Source organism: Rhodococcus sp. NPDC057529, from assembly GCF_042802055.1.
Classification (GTDB): domain Bacteria; phylum Actinomycetota; class Actinomycetes; order Mycobacteriales; family Mycobacteriaceae; genus Rhodococcus_F.
Map to the genome: position 1 here is coordinate 90,146 of NZ_JBHVEY010000022.1, position 21,902 is coordinate 112,047.

A 21,902-nucleotide genomic window follows, 5' to 3' on the forward strand; every position below is an offset into this window, starting at 1 on the left:
GCCTCCCGATCGCCCCGGCGATCTCCACCGGTCGCCGCGCGAACGGAACGCCGTACTGACCTTCGGTTTCGCCGGGCGCGCGCCGCCACCCCGGATCGCCCCTCCGCGCGTGCGGGCACTGAGGTGTCGAGGACGTGCGAGGACACCCTGTGGCGGGTGATCGCCCCCGGCAACCGACTCCGCGGCGGTGACGCAGCGCTCGATGAGGGCGCCCACCGTCCCCGGACCGGCGCCCGCTGCACGTCGGCGGCCGATCCCGAACGCGTCGTCGGCGCATCGAGAAATAGGCAGCAGGAGCGGGCAGGATCCGGCGATGACGAGGACACCCCGACCGACGTCGGTCCGAGCCGGGGGCGTCGGTAAGGCGCACCGCCCGGCGCCTTCCGGGTCCGGGTGTCGGCGCGGAAGTGGGCGGCCTACCCGGTCTGCCCCCGCACCGCACCTCGGCCCGGAGAGGGACCCGGGACGAGGCGGCCGGCACATGCCCGGGGGAATCCGACCGCCGCCCGGCTCGGATCTGCCGGTCAGCTGCCGAGCAGTTCAGGTTGCTTCTCCCAGATCGCCTGCAGGCTTTCGCGTTCGGCCTCGATCGATTCCTTGTCGAACCGGAAGTAGGAGCGCGGCGGAAGCATCCCCCACACGTTGGAGGAGTGCCGGTCGTCCGGGTACTCGCGGGGGGTGTGGGTTTCGGCGAGCTGCTCGATGTCGCAGTAGAGTTCGATGAAGCAGTCGGCTTCGGGCAGACGAACGTAGCCCGCCAGGTTGCCGCCGATTCCATGCCGCACCGGACCCCACGGCATCACCCGGCCGTACTGGGCGAGGTGATCGAAGGACTGCCGGATCTGTCCCCAGTCCTGCATGTCGAACGCGATGTGGTGGAAGTGGGCCTGGCCGGTGTTGACGAAGGCCATCACGTGGTGATCGGCACCGAGGTGCAGGAAGGCGCCGGCGTCGGCTCCGAGCTTGTCGGCGAGTTTCATTCCCACGACGTTGAGGTAGAAGTCGAGCTGCTTGTCGAAGTTCGCGGTGAGGTAGTTGACGTGACCGAGCTTGCGGGGGGCACCGATTCGGTGGTTGCGCGTGGTGCTGCGCCATTCCCGCGGATACCGATCCTGATCCGTGACCGGCTTGTACTCCACGAACTGGATTCCGTTGCCTTCGAGGTCCGCAAAGGTGACGCCGAGCTCCGAGCGCGTGAACTCGACCCCCGCATCCGAGAGGTGCTTTTCCGCGTCGGCGAGTGTGACGTCGGGGGCGAGTTGATATGCGGTGTGGATGATTCCGGCGGCCGGGGCGGACCGCAGGATCAGCGCAGGGTCTTCGTAGTTACAGGCGAGGAATGACTCGCCTGGTTCACGGCCGACGACGGTCAGCCCGAATTCGTCCTGCCACTGGTGGGTGGATTCGTCGAGGTCCTCGACGCCCATCAGGACGTGGTCGATGTCATGCAGCTTGATCATGATGGGTGCTCCTTCGGGGGCGTAACGGGGGCGGACTGCCGGCAGCGGCCGAACGCGATCGTTTCTTTTGATGAACGCATATACTACTATAGTCAACAATCGCGAGGATGGCGATCCCCACAGAGATGAAGAGGACAATGATGCCCAGTACAGCCCTGGGGCCAGAATGTGCCCGGCCCGCCTTCGATGCCGACTACCTCGACCAGCTCCTGGCCCGCGACATCACGGTCGTGCGGATCATTCACTCCGACCTGTTCGGTCGCCAGCGCGGCAAGCAATATCCGGTCGACCGACTGCTGTCCTTGGCCAAGGGGATCGCATACTCGAAGATGTCCAATGCCGAGGATCTGCTGGGGGTGCCCGTCTCCGCCGACGAATTCCCGTCACTGGCCAAACACCCTGATCTACACGCCTTCCCGGATGTGGGCACCGCCTTCGTCCCGCCGTGGGAGCCGGACAGCCTGTGGGTTCTCGCCAGCCTGAGGGAAGGCTCGGCGCCGTCGGTGCTGTGCCCGCGCAGCCAACTGTCGGCAGCGGCCGACAAGCTGCATACGACCCTGAGCCTGACGGCCGTCGCGGCCGGCGAGCCCGAGTTCTATCTGTTCCGGACCGACGGCGACGGCAAAACCCCGTATGCGGCGAAAGGCGTGTCGTACACGATGGACCGCATCACCGACCCGCAGGGGTGCGTGGGGCGAATCCATCGCCAGCTGGTCGGCATGAACATCGGAGTGACCGCAGTCAACCGCGAGTTCTCGCCCGGGCAGTTCGAGATCAACCTCGATCACGGTCCGGTCCGCGATGCAGCGGATGCGGCGTTTCTCCTCGAGACCGGAGTGAAGGAACTGGCGGTACTCGAGCAGCTGGACGCGAACTTCATGGCGAAGCCGTGCTCAGGCGAGGAGGGCAGCAGTCTCCACGTCCACCTGTCGCTGTGGAACGAGGACACCAACGTATTTGCCACTTCGAACGGAGGCCTGACCGAGACAGCGCGCGCCGCCATCGCGGGTATCCAGGCGCACGCCGACGCCATCATGGCCTTTGCCGCGCCGACGGTGAACTCCTACAAGAGGTTGACCGGCGACGGCCTGAGCCCGCGCAGGAGCAACTGGGGAGAGGATGATCGCTTCGCCTTCGTGCGCGTCCCGGCCGAGCGCGGGAGGGCCACTCGCATCGAACTGCGCGCCGGCGATGCGAGCGCGAGCCCGCACCTTTTGATGGCCGCGATCCTGCACGCGGCACACGACGGCATCGCGCGCGGGCTCGTACCCGACCCGGACGGCCGCCCCCTGCCGCGGAGCCTCCGCGAGTCGCTGGGCGCCCTCGAGGCCGACGAGACATTCCGCGCCGGATTCGGGGAGGAACTGGTCACCGTGTACGCAGCGATCAAGCGGCGCGAGATCGACGCGTTCGAAACGACCGTCACCGACTGGGAATGGAATCTGTACGGCCCCCGGGTGTAGCCGCCCGCCGGGGAACAGTTGTCAGGTGTCGGTCAGCGACGCCGCGCGCGGGAAGGTATGCACGATCCACAACGACGCATCCCCGCCCATCGCCTGCCACCGGTGCGGGCGATCGGCGGGGTAGGTCACATAGTCGCCCTCTTCGGCAACGACCTCCTGACCGACCGGACCCACCTGAATCGAGCCGGATCGGACCAGCACGTGCTCGCGTGCCCCCGCGCCGTGCGAGGCCGATACCTCCGACTTCCCGTCCCGGAACACCTGGGCGTGCACCTCGAGCGTCCCCGGTCCGATCACCTGCTTACGCAGGATGTACCCGATCGAGGCGTCGTCGGAGATGTTCTGCCCGTCACCGGGCCGGACCACATCGACGACGGCGCGATCGGCGACCTTGATCAGATCCTGAACCGGCACCCCGAAGGTATCGGCGATCGCCACCATGGTCTCGAGGGTCGGATTCGTCCGTCCCCGTTCGACCTTGAACAAAGTCGCCTTGGCGACACCGGAGCGCTCCCCCAGTTGAGACAGCGAAAGTCCGTGCGTCTCACGCAAGTGCCGCACATTCGCGGCGAGCGCGTCGATATGGTCCGTCATGTCCCGATCCTCCCACGAGGGTGACCCCCGACCCCGCAGTCCCGCCGCCCATGTTGTCTATTTTACAATTACGCATATACTTGCAAAGTAACCAATTCGAACTCTTGGAGGGTTCATGACTCAGGCAATCCGCTTCACCACCCCCACCGGCGACGTTCGCCTCGGGCGGCTCGACGGCCCCACCATCACCGACGCCGGTGCGGCGCCCGCCGTGGGCTTCGACAGCTCCGAGTCGGCGTGGTCGATCATCGAGAACGCCTCCGGCGCAACGTTCGACGTCGACGACGTCACCGTCCTCTCGCCGGTCAACCCCGGCAAGGTGGTGGCAATCGGGTTGAACTACCGATCCCACGTCGAAGAGACCAAACTCGCCCACCCGGACGCCCCGGTTGTCTTCGCGAAGTTCCCCTCGTCGATCACCGGACCGAATGACGACATCGTCATCCCCCGGGAAGAGACACGCCCGGACTTCGAGGGAGAGGTCGGCATCGTCATCTCCCGGCGCGGTTACCGGGTCGGCAAGGGCGACGCATGGGCATATGTCGGCGGCTTCGTCGCCCTCAACGACGTCTCGGGTCGTCGGTCCCAGCTCGAGACCCCGATGCGGCAGTTCACCCTGGGCAAGAGCTTCGACACCTTCACCCCGCTCGGACCGGTCGTCGCCAGCGTCGACTCGGTCACCAAGGATGCCGTGGACGTGCGCACCGTCATCAACGGTGAAGTGATGCAGAAGGGCAACACCCGCGATCTGATCTTCGACATCCCCACGCTGATCGAATACCTGACCCGGGGTCTCACCCTCGAGCCCGGCGACGTGATCGCGACCGGCACCCCCGGAGGCGTCGGCGACGAGCGCACGCCTCCTCGCTACCTGCGGGACGGCGATGTCGTCGAGGTCACCGTCGCAGGCGTCGGCACCCTCCGCAACCACGTCAAGAACGAAGCATAGGAGTCCAGGGGGCGCCCGAGCGGCCTCGATTCCGTCAACCGCAAAGGTCGAAGCACTGATGAAACTGATCGACGAAGGCAACAAAGACTACGTCTACGGTGGCAAGTTCACCGGGCCGGTTCAACTCGAAATGCTGATCGAGGCGGCCGCGGAGACCAATCCGGACATCGCACGCGTTCACTTCTCCGACGGCGCGGTGACGAACTGGCACTCACATCCAGGCGGGCAACTTCTCTACCTGGTCAGCGGGTCCGGGCGCGTCGGTAATGACGCCGGCGTGCACGCAGGCATCACCCCGGGCACTTTGGTCGAAACTCCTGTTGACGAAAATCATTGGCACGGAGCCGATGACCGCGCCGACGCGGTATGGCTGGCAGTGACCTGGGGTGTGACCTGCTGGCACGATCACTCGCCCTTGGAGAGTCAGTGACCACGGACACACCACTCATCCTGGTCGTGGCGGACCGCAAGCCTGTCTCGAGCGGCGCCTGGGTCGACGTCCTGACCGACGGTCTCCCCACGACCTACCTGCGGGCGGTCGAGCGAGCAGGCGGATGTCCCATCCTCCTGCCGCCGTCCTCCGTGCACACTGCGATGGTCGAAAGGCTTCTCGAGTTCGCCGACGGCTTTCTCCTGGCCGGCGGGCGTGACATCGCCGCCGCTTCATACGGGCAGGAGTCGCATCCGCTCAATGACCCACCAGTGGTCGAACGGGACCGCCTCGAAGCTGCCCTCACCCGCAGTTGCTACAACTCAGGTATCCCAATCCTCGGGGCCTGCCGCGGCATGCAACTGATCAACACAGCGTTCGGCGGCACCCTCGAACAGCACGTGGGGGACCGATTGGACATGACCCCGCACCGCGACCGGGTGGGCACGTTCACCCAGCACAGCGTCGAGGTTCTGCCAGATACACGGTTACAGACGATTCTCGGGTCCGGACCGTTCGATATCGCCTCACATCATCATCAGGCCGTAGACCGCCTCGGGGCAGGGCTGCGCCCGAGCGCGGTTGCGCCCGACGGGTTGATCGAGGCACTCGAGTCCATCGACGCCAGGTATGTCGTCGGTGTGCAGTGGCATCCCGAGGAGCGCATGGACCCCGAGGGCGCCCAACTGCTGACATCGTTCATCGGGGCGGCCCGCGAGTATCACCAGCAGAAGCGTTCCCCCGCCGAAGGATTGCACCATGTCTGAAGTCTGCCTCTACCGTGTCCTCAATCCGGCGACCGGAACAGTGGAGGCGGAGTACCCGACGGCAACCGATGCCGAGGTCTCGGCTGCGGTCGAACGCGCGGACCGGGCCTACCGGCAATGGTCGCAGACACCGCCCGCGGAGCGCCGCCGCGTCCTCGCCGCGGCAGCGGACCTCTTCGAGAAACGAGCCGACGACCTCGGGACGATCATCACCCGGGAAATGGGCAAGCTGACTCGAGCGGCCACGGGGGAGGCCACCTTTTCCGGAGAGATCCTGCGCTTCTACGCCGACCGCGGCGAGCAGCTGCTGGCGGACCAGCAGCTCGACCGTGCCGCCGGCGGCACGGTCGTGGTACAGAAGCGGTCCATCGGAACGATTTTCGGTGTCATGCCGTGGAACTACCCGTACTACCAGGCGATCCGTTTCGCGGCACCGAATCTTCTCCTGGGGAACACGATCCTCCTCAAGCACGCGCCGTCGTGTCCGGAATCGGCGCTTGCCATCGGGCAAATCTTCACCGACGCAGGTCTTCCCGATGGCGCCTTCCAATCGATCTTCGCCTCCAACGCGCAGTCGGCGTCGATCATCGGCGATGACCGGATCCACGGGGTTTCGCTGACCGGATCCGAACGGGCCGGCGGCGCGGTCGGCGAAACCGCAGGGCGCCACCTCAAGAAGGTCGTCCTCGAGCTCGGAGGTTCGGATGCGGTGATCATCCGCCCGGACGCCGATCCGCTCACCACAGCCGAAGCGGTGGTGACGTCACGGTTGGCGAACTCTGGGCAAGCGTGCAATTCACCGAAACGGATCCTCGTCGCGGCCGAGATCTTCGACCGGTTCCTCGACCGGGTCGTCGAGTTCGTCCGCGGCATCGCTCCGGGCGATCCCTCCGACGAATCGACGATGCTCGCGCCCATGGCATCGCACGAGGCGGCCCGCGCCCTACGTGCTCAGGTTCTCGACGCCGTGCACCAGGGTGCGACCGTCCACGCCGGCGATCCGGACGCGATCATCGGAGCTGCCGGGTACGGCCCCGTCGTAATGTCCGGAATCACCCCCGCAATGCGCGCCTACCGCGAAGAACTGTTCGGACCGGTGATCGCGCTGTACCGCGTCGATGACGACGCCGAAGCGGTGCGCCTGGCGAACGACACCGCGTTCGGTCTCGGCGCAACCATCTTCACCGCCGACCACACCGCCGCCACCGCCCTGGCAGAACACCTGCAGGTCGGCATGGTCAACATCAATCGAATTCCGGACTCGGCGCCCGACGTCCCCTTCGGCGGAATCAAGAAGTCCGGTTTCGGCAGGGAACTGGGCGCCCTGGGCGTCGACGAGTTCGCGAACAAGAAGGTCCTCTGGAGCGCGGATAGCTGACACCAGGTGCACCGCTTCGGCTGATGCAGCGTGACTACGACGGCGGCGAGCCGGCCCGGGAAGATCCCGCGCCGGCTCGCCGCTGTCTGCGTACAAACGGCATCGACCCCGCCCGATCAGACCGTCAACGAGGCAGCGGAACAGTTGCCGGATGCCCGGCGCGGATCCACCACCATCGCCCGAGCGACCGCGTGCCGTCCCCTCCGGCCCCCGATCGTTCCGCCGTCGCGGAACCTCACTCGCCTACGCCCGCCGCCACCCGCAGCATCGGCGTTCCCCGCGCCAGCACTCCGAAGCCTCGGTTTCCCGGCCACGAGCTGTCCGCGGTGTCTTTTCGCGAGAGGCGAGCGCCGCCGCTTCTCGGAAGGAGCATGAACGGTCGGATTTGTGCACCTGTCGATCCGGCGGAATCGCCAGGTGGCGACCGTCATTTCGGTCCGGTTAATGTTCTCCGACCTAGTTGACAGTTACCCCCATCACACCTAATGTCGTGTTCATCTAAATAACCTTAGTCGTTCTTAAAGTGAACATCGGGTTGGCGCGCCCCCTCTGCGGTGGCCCGAGGACCCGGATCCCGAGCATCCTCGAACCGCCCGAGGCTCGCCGTGTCGGGGAACACGAAACCATTGATCGACGAAAGCAGGTAACCCACTGTGTCCGACCGGAACACGACACTTCCGTGTGCGCGATCGACAAGGAATCATCGATGAACACTGACCACCTCACCGGCGCGAGCCCGGCAGGTGCTCCCGGACCGCGGCGCACCCTGACCACCTCGAAGATCATCGTCCTGATCATCGCCGCACTGACCCCGCTGTCGGTGGTCGGCTCCACGATGCCGTTGGGGCTGGCGTTCGGGGGACCGACGACCCCGCTGATGTTCATCGTGGCCGGCTGCATCATCGGCCTGTTCTGCGTGGGCTACAGCCAAATGGTCCAGCGCATCACCAGGCCCGGGGCGTTCTACAACTACATCGCCCGTGGCCTCGGCCGACCGGCCGGCGTCGGAGCGGCCATGATCGCCGTCGTCGGATACCCCGCCGGCCTGACAGCGTCGTTCACCGCCTCCGCCTTCGTCGCACAGGAGACGCTGCACTCCCTGTTCGGGATCACCGTGGGATGGCCCTGGCTCGTTGCCGTCCAAATCGGGATCGCCACCCTGCTGTGTTACCGGCGGATCGACTTCAACGCCCGGGTCGTGATGGTCGTCGTCGCCTGCGAGGTGGCACTCATCGTCGCGCTCGTGGTGGCAATCGTCGCTGCCAAGGGACTGCAGGCCTTCCCGCTCTCGGTGTTCACCCCGCACGCGTTCACGATCGGCCAATGGACCGTCGCCTTCATCTTCGCGATTCTCTGCTACCAAGGATACGAAGCGGGCGCCTTGTACGCGCCGGAGGCGATCAACCCGGAGAAGACAGTCCCGCGCGCACTCTACGGCGCCCTCATCCTCCTCACCGCCCTCCTCGTCCTGATCTCGTGGACGCTGACCTCCGTCTCCGGTGTCGATCAGCAACCGGCAGTCGTCCAGGACGCCGGCATCGCAGGGTTCGTCTTCGGAACGGTGCAACAGCATCTCGGAGAAGTCGGGCTCTGGTGCTTCTCACTGCTGATCATGCTCGCCCAGACCGCATGCAACATCGCCATCGTCAACTTCATGTCGCGATACATCAACAGTCTCGCCAAGGAGCAACTGTTGCCCCGCTTCCTGGCACGCGAGAACCGATCAGACTCACCGGGTACCGCCGTCCTGGCACTGAACGGGTTCGCGCTGATCGTGATCTTCGGCCTGGCGATCGTCGGAATCGACCCCTACGCGCAGCTGTCCGCCGTCGGTTTCGGCATCGGCGCACTCGCGGCCACCGTGCTGCAAGCCCTCGCCTGCGCCTCCGTCGTGGCGTACTTCCTCCGGCTCCCCTCCTCCCAACGTCACTGGTGGAAGACCCTGGTCGCGCCGACACTCGGAACAGCCCTGCTCGTGATCGCCGTCGTCATCGAACTTCGCGGCTTCACGTGGATCACCGGCGCACCCATGCACGGCCTGGTCGCACTCCTGCCGTGGGCCGTCCCCATCGTGTTCACCATCGGCGTGACATTCGGACTGTGGCTCAAGCGGAACAAACCGGACGTCTACGCCACCTTGGCGGCCGGTGACACCGCCGAAGAGGCCGCACTCCTTCAGACACGGTCACCACGCCCCCACCGGCCAGTAAACCCGTCTGGTCCCGGCACACCGCCGAGAACCGAACTCGAGAAGTTGCCATAGACAACCATCAGTTCCTGCAAACCCACAATCACCACCATTACCCCGGCAGAGCACACGCTCGGCCGGGGTTACACATTCACACCTGTCCTGTGCGCGGGCCTCGCCCTGCGCACGCGCTGTCACAGCAGCCCAACGAAAGAACCCACTCCTGTCAAGAATGTGGATGGGTCGTCGTGGGATACGAGACGGCAAGGGTGAAGGAACCGCGCGTGAGCACGATCAGCGAGAGAGCATTCTCGGGTACGCGGAATCCATAGGCTCGGAGGATGGTCAGCCGCACCTTACGGTTCAGGATCGTCCTGCTGTTCAGGAGCATTCGGAAACTGTGGCATCCCCGCGCGAGGCGCCGGGTCATGAGACCGACCATGGCGATGAGAATGACGGCCTCGTGGTGGCCGGTCGACTCTCATAAGCGCGGAGACAACGGCGGTGCTTGTTGATCAAGACGTGGTGATCATGCACCGGCTACTCGCCCTGGCGCACGTACGCTCGACCACCCGAACCCGGGGCTCGCGCGTGGAATCCCGTCGAGCCCGGAGCGCTCTCCACTGATCTCAACCTGCAGAGCGAGAGTGCTTTTCGCCCATCCGGGCGTCGCCCCGGGTAGCCCCGTCACCCCCAACAGTCCCGGATGGCGGGCAAGCCACCCCGCAGTCCGGCCAGTAGCCCGTGCGCGGCATCGCGATCCTAAATGAAGGCGGCGGGCACGGGCCTTCGAGTCGACGATCGCCACCGTCGGGCACCGGTTGCCTCCGGCCGGTCTCGCGGCGCGTCGTGGATGCGCTGCCACACCCCGACACGGACCCAGTGGTCGAAGATCCCCTACACCGTCGACGCCGGCGGAAACTCCACCGACAACTGCCGCTACGCGACCCCACCGCGAACCACGTAAGAGAATCGCGAGCAACACCGCGAGTCTCCGAATGCTCGCGCGACCGGTTCGACGATGGTAGGCACCGCTCAGGGAGGCCGGTCCGGGACACGCAGCCGGCGTTAAGCGGTGAGTTGACCGCTCAACAGCGGGAATGCCAATCGAGTCAGGCCATCAGCCTTGGCGCTTCGGTCGACCGACGAGATCACGCTGTGGGGTTCGCCCGTCCGGGCTGGTGCTGTGCGCGCGATCGACACGTTCTCGGTCCGGCAGTGTCGGTCTTCGACTCACCTCTGGGCTCGCGCCCCATCCCGTTCCAAGAAGGGGAGTCAGGTGCCGAGGAAGAGGCTGCGGGGTTCCCGCCGGTGCTTACCGTGCCGTTCATGCTGACAGTGTCTTCAGCCACTGTGCAATTGCCTCGACCACCGCATCAGGTGCTTCGGGGATCTGGGCGTGGCGGGCGTCGGGGATCACGGCCACGGTGACGAGGTCACCGAACGCGTCCCGCAGATCATTCACGGTCTCCCGCGGCCGGAACGGATCCTGACCGGACTGCAGGTCGAGGATCGGCTGCTTCGCAACGGGCCACCAGTCGTTCTTTGTCCGTGGCGGTGGTGGCTGCGCGTTGGCTCCGCGTGACCTCCGGATACCAGCCGTCGAGCCAGTCGACGCATCGCCGCCAGGGGCGAAGAACAGTGTTTGCAGATACCCGAGGCGCTCTTGTTCCGGCAGGGCTGGGTCTGCGCTTTTCGTCACGAGGTCGGACAGGTGCGGCGGGTAGTTCCGGGCACCTGCTGCGGCGATGACCACACCGCGCACCAACTGTGGATGGTCCGCGGCCAGGGTTCGGGCGACGAAGTGGCCGTACGCGTGTCCGACCACGACGGCCGGGCCGTTGTCTTCGTGTTCGATCACCGCGGCCACGTCGTCCGCCAGATCGTGGAGTGTGATGCCCTGCATCGGTCCGGCGCTGTCGCCGATGCCGCGCGGCTCCGGTCGCAGCACCCGGAAGCCTTGCTCGGCAAGGCCTGCGGCGACGGGGGCGTACTCGTACGAGTCCCGTCCGCGGGACGGCAACCGGATCATCGAGGGGCCGTTGCCTTCCGCGGTTACCTCGATTTACACTTCCCCCGATCGGATGATCTCGACGGTTCGTGCACCCGATTGCTGCGCAGTCTCGACGTGGGCCTGTTCATCCTGCCCGGCGCAACCGGCCAGCACGGCCGCCGCTGTCACGACCGCGGGAACCCACTTCACCAGTCTCATCTGTGCACCCATCCGGAAGCCGCGTTAACGCGTGGGGGGCTCATCAGCGCTTCTCCTTCAAGGCGTGCGCCGGGATGCCGACGAGGAGCACTGCGCCGGCGATCACCACGAGGGCGGCACTGATCTGCAGGCCCAGTGAGAGGCTGCCGGTGTGTTCCTGGATGAAGCCGAGCAGTGCCGGGGACAGCGCGGCCGCGAAGGAGCCCATCGTGGTCACGAGCGCTATGCCGGTGGCGGTACCGCGACCGGAAAGGTAGATCGAGGGTATCGAGTAGAAGACGGTGAGACCGCTGTAGTGGGCTGCCGCGACTACCGCGAGGAGGATCACCACCATCTGGGGGTTGTTGGTGACGAAGGACAGTGCGACCAGGCCCGCCGATGCCACGAACCAGCTCCCCGCCGCGTGCCAGCGCCGTTCCAGCGTACGGTCCGAATGACGTCCGACGATCTGCATCACGATGATCCCTGCCAACGGCGGGATCGCCGAGAACAATCCGAGGTTGAGCACGTTGTCGACACCGGCGTTGTTGATGATGCGCGGCGTCCAGAACGACACCGCGTTGGCCAAGGTGTAGGCGCCGCAGGCACACAGGCCGAGAATCAGGACTCGGGGATCGCGCAGCGCGGCGAACAGGCCGTCGTGCCCCTCGGCGTCTTCGTCAGTACCCCGCTTGCGGGCGTCGTCGGCCGCGAGATCACCTTCCACGATGGCCTTTTCGTCGTCTGTGAGCCACTTCGCGTCGGCAGGTCGGTCGGCCAGGCAGAACCACACGGCGGCGGCGAGCAGGATCGGCGGGATGCCCTCGATCAGGAACAACCACTGCCAGTCGGCCAGACCCCCGACGCCGGTGAAGCTGCTCATGATCGCGCCCGACACCGCGGATCCGATGATTCCGGAGATGGGCACACCGATGAAGAAGGTGGCCGTCATCCGGGTTCGGCGCGCCGAGGGGAACCATTGCGCCAGGTAGAACAGTGCGCCGGGGAAGAAGCCGGCCTCGGTGACGCCGAGCAGGAAACGCATGACGTAGAACGATGTTTCGTCCCACACGAACATCGTGGCGATGGTGACCGCGCCCCAGCTGACCATGATGCGGGTCATGGTTGCCCGGGCACCGATGCGCTGGAGCAACGCGTTGCTCGGCACCTCGAACAGGATGAACCCGACGAAGAACAGGCCCACCCCGAGCCCGTACACCGCCGCACTGAAGCCCAGGTCGCGCTCCAGGCCGACCTGCGCGATCCCGATGTTGGTGCGGTCGATGAAGCTGACGATGTAGCAGATGACCAGCAGGGGCATCACCCGGAGGGCGATCTTGCGGTAGAGCCCGTCGCGTCGCACCTCCCCACTGTCCGGCGCGAGTTCGTCGGCGCCCGATGATGCGCGCACAGGGTTGGTATGAGTCACCGTTCGGCTCCTCTGTCTTTGTGATGAGTGTGAGTGGTCGTGGGCACCCGGTGGTGTCCGCAGGCGGCATTCGCTCTCGCGCAGCGGTGGTGACCGGGCTCACGTCGGATCGTTCAAGCAAAGTCTCGACCCAGACTGTTGTGTTTGTCAACACCTGGCGATCCGGATCGGCCCGATGGCAGGGGTGCGACCCGCCACTAGGATGAGCACGTGACCACCAACCCAGACGCAGCGACACCGGGGCCGCGCGCCGAGGCGAGCCCCCGGGCCTCGCTGTCCATCTCCGAACTGCTCTCCTACCGTCTGAGCCGGCTGGCCAATCTGATCTCCGGTTCCGCGGCCCTGCGCTACCGCCGCGAGTTCGACGTCAGCCTCGCCGAATGGCGTACCTTGGCCCTGATCGGCGAAGATCCTTCCTTCACGGTCAACAGGCTGGCCCGCCGGGCCGGCCTGGACAAGGCGCAGATGAGCCGCGTCGTCACCAAGCTCACCGAACGAGGCCTCCTCGCGCGCGAACTCGGCCCGGGCCGCACCACCCGATTGCGCCTCACCCGCAAGGGATCGGGGGTGTACCGCGGTCTGATCGCGGCCGCCAACGAGCGCGACGAGGCATTGCGCGTGTGCCTCACCGAGGAGGAGTCCGCGGCGCTCGAGTCCGCCCTACGCAAGCTCGACACCCTCGCCCGCGCCATGCGCCGCTCGGAAGAATAGCCCTGAACTGGTCAAACGACATCAACCCACACATCCACTGTTGACTTTGACAACACCTGGTGCTTTTCTGGTGCTACCGCCCCAGAGGAGAATCAATGGACGACACTGTTGTGATGTGCGAGTGTTTCGCGCGTGATGGACTGCAGCACGAAGAGGTCTTCGTGCCCACTGCCTCGAAGGTTGCTCTGCTCGAGTCGTTCGTGAGAGCGGGATTTACCCGCATCGAGGCCAGTAGCTACAGCCATCCGCGCCGTATCCCGGCATTCGCCGACGTCAGCGACGTTCTCGCCGCCGCTCCGCGGCGCAGCGGTGTGGCCTTCAAGGCGACGTGCCCCAACCCGAGGGCCGTCGAACGCGCCATCACCGATCAGGACGCCGGCCACGGGGCCGAGGAGTTGAGCCTGCTGGTCTCCGCGACCGAATCGCACACTCAGCGAAACCTGCGCACCACCCGCGCCGACCAATGGGCGAACGTCACCGAGATGGCGACCCTCGCCAAGGGCCGGTTCACGCTGGTCGGCGTCGTGTCCGTCGCCTTCGGCTGCCCGTTCGAAGGGCAGGTGCCCATGAGCCGTGTCGTCGAGGACGTCGAGCGGTTCGTCGACCTCGGCGTCGACATCATCACCCTGGGCGACACCACCGGCCAGGGCACCCCCCGCACGATTGCCCCGGTGTTCCGGCAGCTGACCACCGACCACCCCGACGTCGCGATGGTCGCACATTTCCACAACACGCGGGGAACCGCGCTGGCCAACTGCGTCGCCGCCCTCGACGCCGGATGCCGGCATTTCGACAGCGCCTTCGGTGGCGTCGGCGGGCACCCCGCCCAGATCGAATACGGCAGCGGGATGACCGGCAACGCCGCGACCGAGGATCTGGTCAGCCTCTTCGAGTCGATGGGTGTCGACACCGCCCTCGACCTCGGTGCCGTGATGGACGCCTCCCGCCTCTGCGAGGACGTTCTCGGCCGGCAGCTCCACAGCATGGTCGCCCGCGCCGGACTCGACACCGCCCGGACGACGACCCCCCAGACGAAGGAGACCGCAGATGCCTGACCCCACCGCCCTCGCTGATCCGGTCCCGGCCCCCGACCCCCGACCGTCCGTGCTGCTGAGCGACGACGACGGCGCGGTCCGGATTCTCCGGCTCAACCGGCCCGACAAGCGCAACGCACTCGACACCGCACTCACCGAGGCACTCCACGCAGCACTGCACTCTGCTGACGCCGATCCGTCCGTGCGGGCGGTTCTGCTCACCGGTGAGGGCCGCGGATTCTGTGCCGGCGCCGATCTGAAGGAATTCGCGCACCTCACGCCCACCGACCAGCCCGCGGTGATCCGCCGCGCCAAACTGACCGCCGACACCCAGGCGCTGCTGCGCCGCCTGTCCAAGCCCGTCGTGTCCGTCGTCCACGGCGCAGCCATCGGCGGCGGCGCGGGGCTGGCCCTGGGCAGCGACATGCTGGTCGTCGCCGACGACGCCACCCTCGGCTACCCCGAGATCAAGCACTCCATCGTCCCCGCGCTGGTCATGACCGGACTGCAACGCCAGATCGGCACCAAACTGGCCTTCGAGCTGATCAGCACCGGGCGGATCCTCACCGCCTCCGAACTCGGGGAGATCGGACTCGCCAACCGTGTCGTCACACCGCAAGACGCCTTCGCGGTCGGCCTCGACATCGCACACCAGTGGGCAGCGCAGAACCCATTGGCACTCGCGGCCATCAAGGAGCTCTTCTACCGGGTCGCCGACCTGCCGTACGACGCCGCGATGCGCGCCGGACAGGACGTCAACACCATCATGCGGGGGTTCCGCTCATGACCACCCCGGGCCTACTCTCCGGCATCACCGTCCTCGATTTCTCCCGCGTACTCGCCGGCCCGATGGCCACCCAGATCCTGGCCGAACTGGGGGCGACCGTGATCAAGGTCGAGCGCCCGGGACGGGGCGACGAGTCCCGAGAATTCCAGCCCACCCTCCCCCACGGTGAGAGCGCGTACTTCTTCGCGTTCAACCGCAGCAAGAAGTCGATCACCCTCGACCTCAAGCACGAGCGCGGCAGACAAATCGCCCGCGAACTCGCGAAGACCGCCGACGTGGTGGTGGAGAACTTTCTGCCCGGCCACATGCAGCGCATGGGCCTGGGCTATGACGCCCTCTCCGCCGACAACCCGGCCCTCGTGTACGTCTCCAACACCGGATTCGGGCAGACCGGGCCCAACAAGGACGTCAAGGGCTACGACACCATATTCCAGGCGATGTCCGGCATCATGGACCTGACCGGGCACCCCGACGCACCACCCGCGAAGGCCGGTATCCCCCTGTCCGACATGACATCCGGGTTGTGGATCGTGATCGGTGCGCTCGCCGGCCTGGCCTCCAAGGCGGCCACCGGGCGCGGCGCACACATCGACGTCGCGATGATGGACGTCCAGGTGAGCCTGCTCGCGCTGGCCGCGGCCCGGGTCTTCGCGAACAACGAGAGCCCGACACGGGTGGGCACCGAACACCTGGGCAGGGTTCCCTCGGCGGCCTTCGAGTGCCTCGACGGTGGATGGCTGCACATCAGCGGCAGCGACGCGCATTGGCTGCCGCTCTGCGAGGTCCTCGCACTCGACGACCTCGCCGCCGCCGAGGAACTGCGCGCCAATCTCGGGCGCGTGCGACACCGCGAACTGGTCATGACCGCCCTGCGGGCGGCCATCGGTGGACGCTACCGCGAAGAACTCGCCAAGGATCTGCGGGCCGCCGGGGTGCCCGTCGGCGAGATCCGCAGTGTGCGAGAGGTGCTGGACGACAACAACACCGAGTCACGCCGGATGATCGGCACGTTCGATCACCCCACCGAGGGCGAATTTCCCGCCATCCGCACCCCCCTGGCCGTCGCCACCGACCACGCGCACAGCATTCCACCGATGCAGGCCCCGCCGTTGCTCGGCGCCGACACCGACGACATCCTCCGCACTGTCCTCGAACTCGACGACAACGAGATCGCCGCGCTGCACAAGGAAAGGACCATCTGATGTCCTCGACAACAGCGGACCCCACGGCACGGACCGACAACCCGGTACTGACCGACATCACCGACGGCATCGCCCGGATCCGGCTCAACCGCCCGTACGCACGCAACGCGGTGAACCTCGCACTGTGCCACGCTCTTCGACGCACCTTCGAGGACCTCGACGGCGACCCGCGCGTGCGCGTGGTGCTGCTGAGCGGCGAGGGCAGCGCCTTCTGCGCGGGCGCAGACCTCAAGGAACGCGTCGACAAGGACGAGCGGTGGGTACGCCAACGCCGCCTGGCCTCCTTCGCCGCATACGAGGCGATCGAACGCTGCAGCAAACCGGTCGTCGCCTCGACACACGGCGCCGTCGTCGGATCCGGCGGCGAGATCGCCATGGCCTGCGATTTCATCCTCGCCGACCGGGACACCACCTTCCGGTTCCCGGAGCCGCACTGGGGCACCGTGGGTGCCACCCAGCGCCTGCAGCGCGTCATCGGCAAGCGTCGCGCCAAGGAGTTACTGTTCACGAACCGGTTGCTCGGCGCGCCGGAGGCCTACACGCTCGGTCTGGTCACTCGCCTCGTCGAACCCGGTGAGCTGCCGGCCTTCACCGACGAGGTGTGCCGGTCCATCGCCGCCGCGCCGGCGTTGGCGATCGAACTGACCAAACAGGCCATCGACCTCGGCGAGGAATCCGACCTCGATCGCGGTATTCGTATCGAGATGGCCGCGATCGAGCGATGCCTGGCCGACGGCGGGTGGCGCGAGGGCGTTACCCGATTCACCAACACTTCTCACAGCGCACCCGAAGGAGAGCGGCCGTGAAGCTCGAAGGCTTGTGCCCCCTGACCACCGCAGAGGCGCTGCGCCGGGCCGTGGCCATCGCACCGGACCTCGATGCCGTCGTCACCGAGCGCGACCGGATGACCTACGCCGAACTCGACGACGTAGTGCGCCGGCTGCGGTCGGCGCTCGCGGCGCGAGGCGTGCGCCGAGGTACCCGGGTGGGCCTCTGCCTCGGCAACGAGCCGACCTGGGTGGCCCTGTTCCTGGCCATCAGTTCCCTGGGCGCCGTGACCGTCCCGGTCAACACCCGCTTCCGGACCGACGAGTTCGCGCAGGTGCTGCGGCAGGCACGCGTGGAGGTGCTGTTCCTCACCGAGACCGTGCTGACGAACAACATGATGGGCATGCTCCGCCAGGTCTGTCCCGAGGTGGACACCGCGCTGCCCTCGCATGGCCTGCCCGACCTCGCCGCCGTGGTCGTTGTCGACGGGTCCGTGCCCGCGGCCGCGACGACGTGGACCGAGTTCCTGGCGGGTGCCGGAGCGGATGTTCCGCCCACCTGCACTCCCGACGATGTTGCGCTCATTCAAAGCACCTCCGGCACCACGTCCTACCCGAAGGGGGTGCTGCTGACCCACCGCAGCATGTGCGCGAACGCCTTCTTCTCCGGCGGTCGCATGGGCTTCCGCATCGGCGACCGCTTCCACAGCGCCCGCCCGTTCTTCCACGTCGCCGGCTCCACCCTGTCCGTGCTGTCCGCCCTCCAGCACGTCATCACGCTCGTGACAATGCCGAAATTCGACGCCGGTCAGGCCCTGGAACTGATGGAGCGCGAACGCTGCACCCACTTCTCCGGCAACGACACCATCGCCCTGCTGCTCCTGAACCACCCTGACCGTCCACACCGGAACCTGACGCTGCGCGGCGCCTGGGTCGCCGCATCGTCCGCCGTCATCGAGCGGGTCATCCGCGAACTCGGGGCCGCGGAGTGTGTTGCTGGATACGGACTCTCCGAATCCTCCCCCAACGTCGCCCAATCCGCGTGGTGGGAGGACGAGGCCACACGAATCGCCGCGAAGATGCGGATCGAGCCGGGCCTCGAGGTGCGCATCCGCGCCCTCGACACCGACGCCGACTGCCCGCCCGGTGACAACGGGGAGATCCTGGTCCGCGGATGGTCACTGATGCAGGGCTACGACGACATGCCTGACGAGACCGCACACGCGATCGACGCCGCCGGCTGGTTACACACCGGCGACCTCGGCAACCTCGACGAGGATGGACGGCTGAGCTTCGTGGGCCGCGCCAAGGAAATCATCCGGGTCGGCGGAGAGAACGTCTCCCCGGCCGAAGTCGAGGACGCATTGCACCGCCACCCCGCCATCAAACAAGCCGTCGTGGTCGGCGTGCCCGACCCGCGACTGATCGAAGTACCCTTCGCCTTCGTCGTCCTCAACGACGGACAGACCCTCGAGTCGGACGATATCCTCGACTGGCTGCGCCCCCGGATCGCCGGTTTCAAGGTTCCCAAGTACGCGCAAGTCGTGGACGGATTCGACGGCATCGGCATGACCGCCAGCAGCAAGATCCAGAAACGGCACCTGGCGACCCACGCCGAAACGCTGCTCAGCGAAAGGGTCAGCGAATGAGACTGGAAACCGCCGCGACTCGCCTGCTGCACATCGATGTCCCCGTCGTGCAGGCAGGGATGTCCTGGGCCTCGTCATCGCCGGATCTGCCGATCGCGGTGTCCGAGGCCGGTGGACTCGGGGTGCTGGCCGCCGGACCGATGCGGATCCCGGACCTGCGCGAGGCCATTCTCACCATCCAACGCAGCACCGACCGCCCGTTCGCCGTCAACCTTCCCCTGTACCGCAAGGGCATCGACGAGGCGATGGAGCTCTTGCTCGACCTTCGCCCACCGGTACTGATCGCCTCGCAGGGCGGCCCCCAGTGCTACCTCACCCAGTTCCACGACGTCGGCACCACCTGTCTGCACGTGGTGGCGAGCGAGGAACACGCCCTCAAGGCCGCCGAATCCGGGGTGGACGGCCTGGTGGTCGTGGGCGGTGAGGCCGGCGGGCACCCACCGGCATCGCTGGTGTCCACACTGGTGCTGGTCCGCGCCGTCGTCCGCGCCGTCCCCGAGATCCCGATCATCGCGTCGGGCGGCTTCGTCGACGGTGCCGGACTGGCCGCCGCCCTCTCTCTCGGGGCGGCCGCCGCCCAATTCGGCACACGCTTCCTCGCCAGCGACGAATCCGCCGTCCACCCGAACTACAAGCAAGCGGTCCTCGCCGCCGGCATCGGCGACACCCGGACCGTCGGGCGCGGGCTCGGAATGATCCGGGCACTGACCAACACCTTCACCGACCGCATCACCAAACTCGAGGACTCCGCGACCGACATCGAACAACGCAGAACCGAGTTCCACGCCTCCACACTCAAGCATGCCGCCGTCGACGGTGACATAGTGAATGGCAAGGTCGAGGCCGGGCAGACGGCGGGCCTGATCACTGCACTGCTGCCTGCCGCGGACATCGTGACCTCCATCGTGCAGGAGTACCAGGACGCGACGTCCCAACTGCCGCGCGTGCAGTAGGACATGCTCACCCGGGCAGGTGCGCGGTTCATCCGTGATCACGTGGTGACGCGGTCGGGCTGTTCCAGCGTGAAGCTGCAGCCGCCGTGATTTTGATGCTTTCGCGGAGGAACGGTGAAGAGCGGCGACGTCCTCGTCCGGGACGCGAAGCCCCGGGTACGTCCGCCGCGTTTATGTGCCCCGTTGCCTTATCGCGAGTCACCCCAGCCGGACTGGAGCGGTTCGTAGCTGCAAGGTCCTTCTCGGCTTCCCCGACGATGAGGTGCAGGTCGGCGGCGCTGTTTTGTCTGGTCATGTCGACCACCCCGGTGTCCGTTGCGTTTCGGAGACGTCATAGGCGCTCTCAAGGCGGGCGCACGACGCGTCCGCTCGGCGGCGGACGCGTCGGCGAGCACGGCAGTGGCGGGCAAGGTGACACTTGTGGACAACGAACGACTTGCGGTCATAAAAGGGCAGGCGACTCTTCGCTCAGAAAGTGTTTGAAAGTGTCACGCCGCGCGGGTCGACTGCCAGCGGAGTCGTCACCCTGCCGGGGGGCGAGTCGTCAGGTCACCAATCCGATCATTGCCCGTCTGATCATCGCCTCCGCGTGCGCCGGGAGACGTTCATAGTCGTGGTCGAGTCGACGGCAACGCACGTCCACGCCAGGGTCCGTTCGATCAGCCAGCGGTGTGCAGCACACTGAATCTATACTTTCCCTTGGGTCTTCGCACTATTGTCGAGCGTCATCCGGCAATGCTCCGCGACCCATCCGACGAGACGTCCGTCGTAGCCACCGTCCGCCCACACCAACACCATCGACGGCATCACCGTCTTCGCCCGGGACAATGCCAGGCGCCCGCGGTCGCGGTCTTGCATGCTCGCCGCGGTCACCATCCGCGACCACCAACAGGCCCAGCGAGTCCGTGACCACGTGTCGCTTCCTGCCGTTGACCCGTTTCCCGCCGTCCCCTCCGCGGGTATCCGTGCCGACCGTGTCGGCGCCCTTGACCGCCTGCGCGTCGACCATCCCCGCCGACGCCATCGGATCCCGGCCGCTACGGTCACGAAGCTTCGCCCGCAGCGCGTCGTGGATGCGGTCGGTCACCCCGGACTCAGAACATCCTGACTTCCGGGCAGGAGGCGCCTCGATTCGAGGAAGCACTTTGACCCTGGGCCGGCTATCGGAGCTGTTGTTGCACCATCGCGGCTGCGGTGTGGAGGGCGTCGACATAGCGATCGAGTTTGTCTTGGCCGAAGCGTGGGCTGGGAATGGCAAGGGTGAGCGCCGCGATCGGCCGTCCGGTGTCGTCGCGCACGCATACACCGACTCCGCACACGCCGCTTTCCGTTTCCTCGACATTGATTCCGTATCCGATTCGGTGCACCCCGGCGAGATGGGTCTTCAAGGATGTGAGGTCGGTGATGCGCGCGGTGCGCCAGGGTGGCAGTCCGCGGTGATAGATCCGGTCGATCTCGTCGTCGCCGAGTTCAGCGAGCAACGCCTTACCCCCCGCGGAGCAGTACGCCGGCATGCGCTCACCCGTGCGCGCGGTGACCCTGAGGACGCCGCCTGATTCGACGCCGTCGATGAACTCGATGTTCCCTCCTTTGAGCACCATCAGCTGGGAGGTCTCCTCCATGGTGTCGGTGAGCCACTCGAGAGCGCGCCGGGCGGCCTTGCGCACTGCGGCCAGGGACTGACTCGAGTCGGTGAGTACGGCGATTTCGGGGCCTGCCTGGTATAGCCGGCCGGCGTTCTGTACCGCGAAGCCACGGGCGCACAGCGCCCCGAGCAGGCGATGTGCGGTGGATGGAACAACCCCCAGATGCTGTGCTGCCGCGGTGACGCTCACGGGTCCACCGTCTCGCAACAACACGAGCAGTTGCAGGGCCCGGTCCACGGATTCGAGACGGGAAACACCCACGTTATTTCGCACAAGAGAATTATGCCACGCTTGGATTGCTGCC

The 21,902-nt window shown here is 66.6% G+C and carries 18 protein-coding genes; 13 read left to right on the top strand and 5 right to left on the bottom strand.

What is annotated here, in order from left to right; all coding sequences use genetic code 11:
- Positions 1–524 precede the first annotated feature (524 nt).
- Positions 525–1,460 (bottom strand): VOC family protein, encoded by a 936-nt coding sequence (locus ACFU5V_RS33445; RefSeq protein WP_378704327.1) that lies wholly within the window; start codon positions 1,458–1,460, stop codon positions 525–527.
- 140 nt (positions 1,461–1,600) lie between these two features.
- Here ACFU5V_RS33445 and ACFU5V_RS33450 point away from each other — a divergent pair, with 140 nt between their 5' ends.
- On the top strand, positions 1,601–2,923 hold the full coding sequence (locus ACFU5V_RS33450) for a glutamine synthetase family protein (RefSeq protein ID WP_378704329.1): 1,323 nt from the start codon (positions 1,601–1,603) through the stop codon (positions 2,921–2,923).
- Positions 2,924–2,944: 21 nt separating this feature from the next.
- Here ACFU5V_RS33450 and ACFU5V_RS33455 read toward each other — a convergent pair whose 3' ends face one another.
- Positions 2,945–3,517: a helix-turn-helix domain-containing protein gene (locus ACFU5V_RS33455; protein WP_378704332.1), complete on the bottom strand. Its 573-nt coding sequence runs from the start codon at positions 3,515–3,517 to the stop codon at positions 2,945–2,947.
- Between the two features lie 115 nt (positions 3,518–3,632).
- Here ACFU5V_RS33455 and ACFU5V_RS33460 point away from each other — a divergent pair, with 115 nt between their 5' ends.
- From ACFU5V_RS33460 to ACFU5V_RS33480, 5 genes are all read left to right on the top strand, one after another.
- Positions 3,633–4,466 (top strand): fumarylacetoacetate hydrolase family protein, encoded by an 834-nt coding sequence (locus ACFU5V_RS33460; RefSeq protein ID WP_378704334.1) that lies wholly within the window; start codon positions 3,633–3,635, stop codon positions 4,464–4,466.
- A gap of 58 nt (positions 4,467–4,524) precedes the next feature.
- Positions 4,525–4,896: a cupin domain-containing protein gene (locus ACFU5V_RS33465; protein ID WP_378704337.1), complete on the top strand. Its 372-nt coding sequence runs from the start codon at positions 4,525–4,527 to the stop codon at positions 4,894–4,896.
- Positions 4,893–5,663, top strand: coding sequence for a gamma-glutamyl-gamma-aminobutyrate hydrolase family protein (locus ACFU5V_RS33470; RefSeq protein ID WP_378704339.1), 771 nt, complete (start codon positions 4,893–4,895; stop codon positions 5,661–5,663). The genes ACFU5V_RS33465 and ACFU5V_RS33470 overlap by 4 nt, the downstream gene beginning before the upstream one ends.
- On the top strand, positions 5,656–7,041 hold the full coding sequence (locus ACFU5V_RS33475; RefSeq protein WP_378704341.1) for an aldehyde dehydrogenase family protein: 1,386 nt from the start codon (positions 5,656–5,658) through the stop codon (positions 7,039–7,041). Before ACFU5V_RS33470 ends, ACFU5V_RS33475 begins: the two co-directional genes overlap by 8 nt.
- Positions 7,042–7,747: 706 nt before the next feature.
- Entirely contained in the window at positions 7,748–9,304 is a 1,557-nt protein-coding gene (locus tag ACFU5V_RS33480; RefSeq protein WP_378704344.1) for an APC family permease, read from the top strand.
- Positions 9,305–10,556: 1,252 nt separating this feature from the next.
- Here the strand turns inward: ACFU5V_RS33480 and ACFU5V_RS33485 are convergent.
- The gene (locus tag ACFU5V_RS33485) at positions 10,557–11,261 is read right to left on the bottom strand and encodes an alpha/beta fold hydrolase (protein WP_378704346.1); all 705 of its coding nucleotides are present in this window, start codon (positions 11,259–11,261) and stop codon (positions 10,557–10,559) included.
- Positions 11,262–11,484: 223 nt separating this feature from the next.
- Positions 11,485–12,849, bottom strand: coding sequence for an MFS transporter (locus ACFU5V_RS33490; protein ID WP_378704348.1), 1,365 nt, complete (start codon positions 12,847–12,849; stop codon positions 11,485–11,487).
- 210 nt (positions 12,850–13,059) lie between these two features.
- Here ACFU5V_RS33490 and ACFU5V_RS33495 point away from each other — a divergent pair, with 210 nt between their 5' ends.
- The 7 genes from ACFU5V_RS33495 to ACFU5V_RS33525 all read left to right on the top strand — a co-directional run bounded on the left by ACFU5V_RS33495 (position 13,060) and on the right by ACFU5V_RS33525 (position 19,952).
- Positions 13,060–13,560, top strand: coding sequence for a MarR family winged helix-turn-helix transcriptional regulator (locus ACFU5V_RS33495; RefSeq protein ID WP_378704350.1), 501 nt, complete (start codon positions 13,060–13,062; stop codon positions 13,558–13,560).
- A gap of 95 nt (positions 13,561–13,655) precedes the next feature.
- Positions 13,656–14,615 carry a hydroxymethylglutaryl-CoA lyase gene (locus ACFU5V_RS33500; RefSeq protein WP_378704352.1) on the top strand — a complete coding sequence of 320 codons (960 nt, stop codon included), beginning with the start codon at positions 13,656–13,658 and terminating at the stop codon, positions 14,613–14,615.
- A complete protein-coding gene (locus ACFU5V_RS33505; protein ID WP_378704355.1) occupies positions 14,608–15,381 on the top strand; it encodes an enoyl-CoA hydratase/isomerase family protein in 774 nt (257 codons plus the stop codon). Before ACFU5V_RS33500 ends, ACFU5V_RS33505 begins: the two co-directional genes overlap by 8 nt.
- Positions 15,378–16,583 (top strand): CaiB/BaiF CoA transferase family protein, encoded by a 1,206-nt coding sequence (locus tag ACFU5V_RS33510; RefSeq protein WP_378704358.1) that lies wholly within the window; start codon positions 15,378–15,380, stop codon positions 16,581–16,583. The genes ACFU5V_RS33505 and ACFU5V_RS33510 overlap by 4 nt, the downstream gene beginning before the upstream one ends.
- Positions 16,583–17,389, top strand: coding sequence for an enoyl-CoA hydratase/isomerase family protein (locus ACFU5V_RS33515; RefSeq protein ID WP_378704361.1), 807 nt, complete (start codon positions 16,583–16,585; stop codon positions 17,387–17,389). The genes ACFU5V_RS33510 and ACFU5V_RS33515 overlap by 1 nt, the downstream gene beginning before the upstream one ends.
- On the top strand, positions 17,386–18,999 hold the full coding sequence (locus ACFU5V_RS33520) for an AMP-binding protein (protein WP_378704363.1): 1,614 nt from the start codon (positions 17,386–17,388) through the stop codon (positions 18,997–18,999). Before ACFU5V_RS33515 ends, ACFU5V_RS33520 begins: the two co-directional genes overlap by 4 nt.
- Positions 18,996–19,952 carry an NAD(P)H-dependent flavin oxidoreductase gene (locus ACFU5V_RS33525; protein WP_378704365.1) on the top strand — a complete coding sequence of 319 codons (957 nt, stop codon included), beginning with the start codon at positions 18,996–18,998 and terminating at the stop codon, positions 19,950–19,952. The genes ACFU5V_RS33520 and ACFU5V_RS33525 overlap by 4 nt, the downstream gene beginning before the upstream one ends.
- Before the next feature lie 1,160 nt (positions 19,953–21,112).
- Here the strand turns inward: ACFU5V_RS33525 and ACFU5V_RS33530 are convergent.
- Complete coding sequence (locus ACFU5V_RS33530; RefSeq protein WP_378704367.1) at positions 21,113–21,871, bottom strand: IclR family transcriptional regulator; 759 nt, start codon at positions 21,869–21,871, stop codon at positions 21,113–21,115.
- Positions 21,872–21,902 lie beyond the last annotated feature (31 nt).

What these genes read in the sequence shown, in the direction of transcription:
- ACFU5V_RS33445 (WP_378704327.1), bottom strand. Translation starts at nt 1,460, where the DNA reads ATGATCAAGCTGCATGACATCGACCACGTCCTGATGGGCGTCGAGGAC.
- ACFU5V_RS33450 (WP_378704329.1), top strand. Translation starts at nt 1,601, where the DNA reads ATGCCCAGTACAGCCCTGGGGCCAGAATGTGCCCGGCCCGCCTTCGAT.
- ACFU5V_RS33455 (WP_378704332.1), bottom strand. Translation starts at nt 3,517, where the DNA reads ATGACGGACCATATCGACGCGCTCGCCGCGAATGTGCGGCACTTGCGT.
- ACFU5V_RS33460 (WP_378704334.1), top strand. Translation starts at nt 3,633, where the DNA reads ATGACTCAGGCAATCCGCTTCACCACCCCCACCGGCGACGTTCGCCTC.
- ACFU5V_RS33465 (WP_378704337.1), top strand. Translation starts at nt 4,525, where the DNA reads ATGAAACTGATCGACGAAGGCAACAAAGACTACGTCTACGGTGGCAAG.
- ACFU5V_RS33475 (WP_378704341.1), top strand. Translation starts at nt 5,656, where the DNA reads ATGTCTGAAGTCTGCCTCTACCGTGTCCTCAATCCGGCGACCGGAACA.
- ACFU5V_RS33480 (WP_378704344.1), top strand. Translation starts at nt 7,748, where the DNA reads ATGAACACTGACCACCTCACCGGCGCGAGCCCGGCAGGTGCTCCCGGA.
- ACFU5V_RS33485 (WP_378704346.1), bottom strand. Translation starts at nt 11,261, where the DNA reads ATGATCCGGTTGCCGTCCCGCGGACGGGACTCGTACGAGTACGCCCCC.
- ACFU5V_RS33500 (WP_378704352.1), top strand. Translation starts at nt 13,656, where the DNA reads ATGGACGACACTGTTGTGATGTGCGAGTGTTTCGCGCGTGATGGACTG.
- ACFU5V_RS33505 (WP_378704355.1), top strand. Translation starts at nt 14,608, where the DNA reads ATGCCTGACCCCACCGCCCTCGCTGATCCGGTCCCGGCCCCCGACCCC.
- ACFU5V_RS33510 (WP_378704358.1), top strand. Translation starts at nt 15,378, where the DNA reads ATGACCACCCCGGGCCTACTCTCCGGCATCACCGTCCTCGATTTCTCC.
- ACFU5V_RS33515 (WP_378704361.1), top strand. Translation starts at nt 16,583, where the DNA reads ATGTCCTCGACAACAGCGGACCCCACGGCACGGACCGACAACCCGGTA.
- ACFU5V_RS33525 (WP_378704365.1), top strand. Translation starts at nt 18,996, where the DNA reads ATGAGACTGGAAACCGCCGCGACTCGCCTGCTGCACATCGATGTCCCC.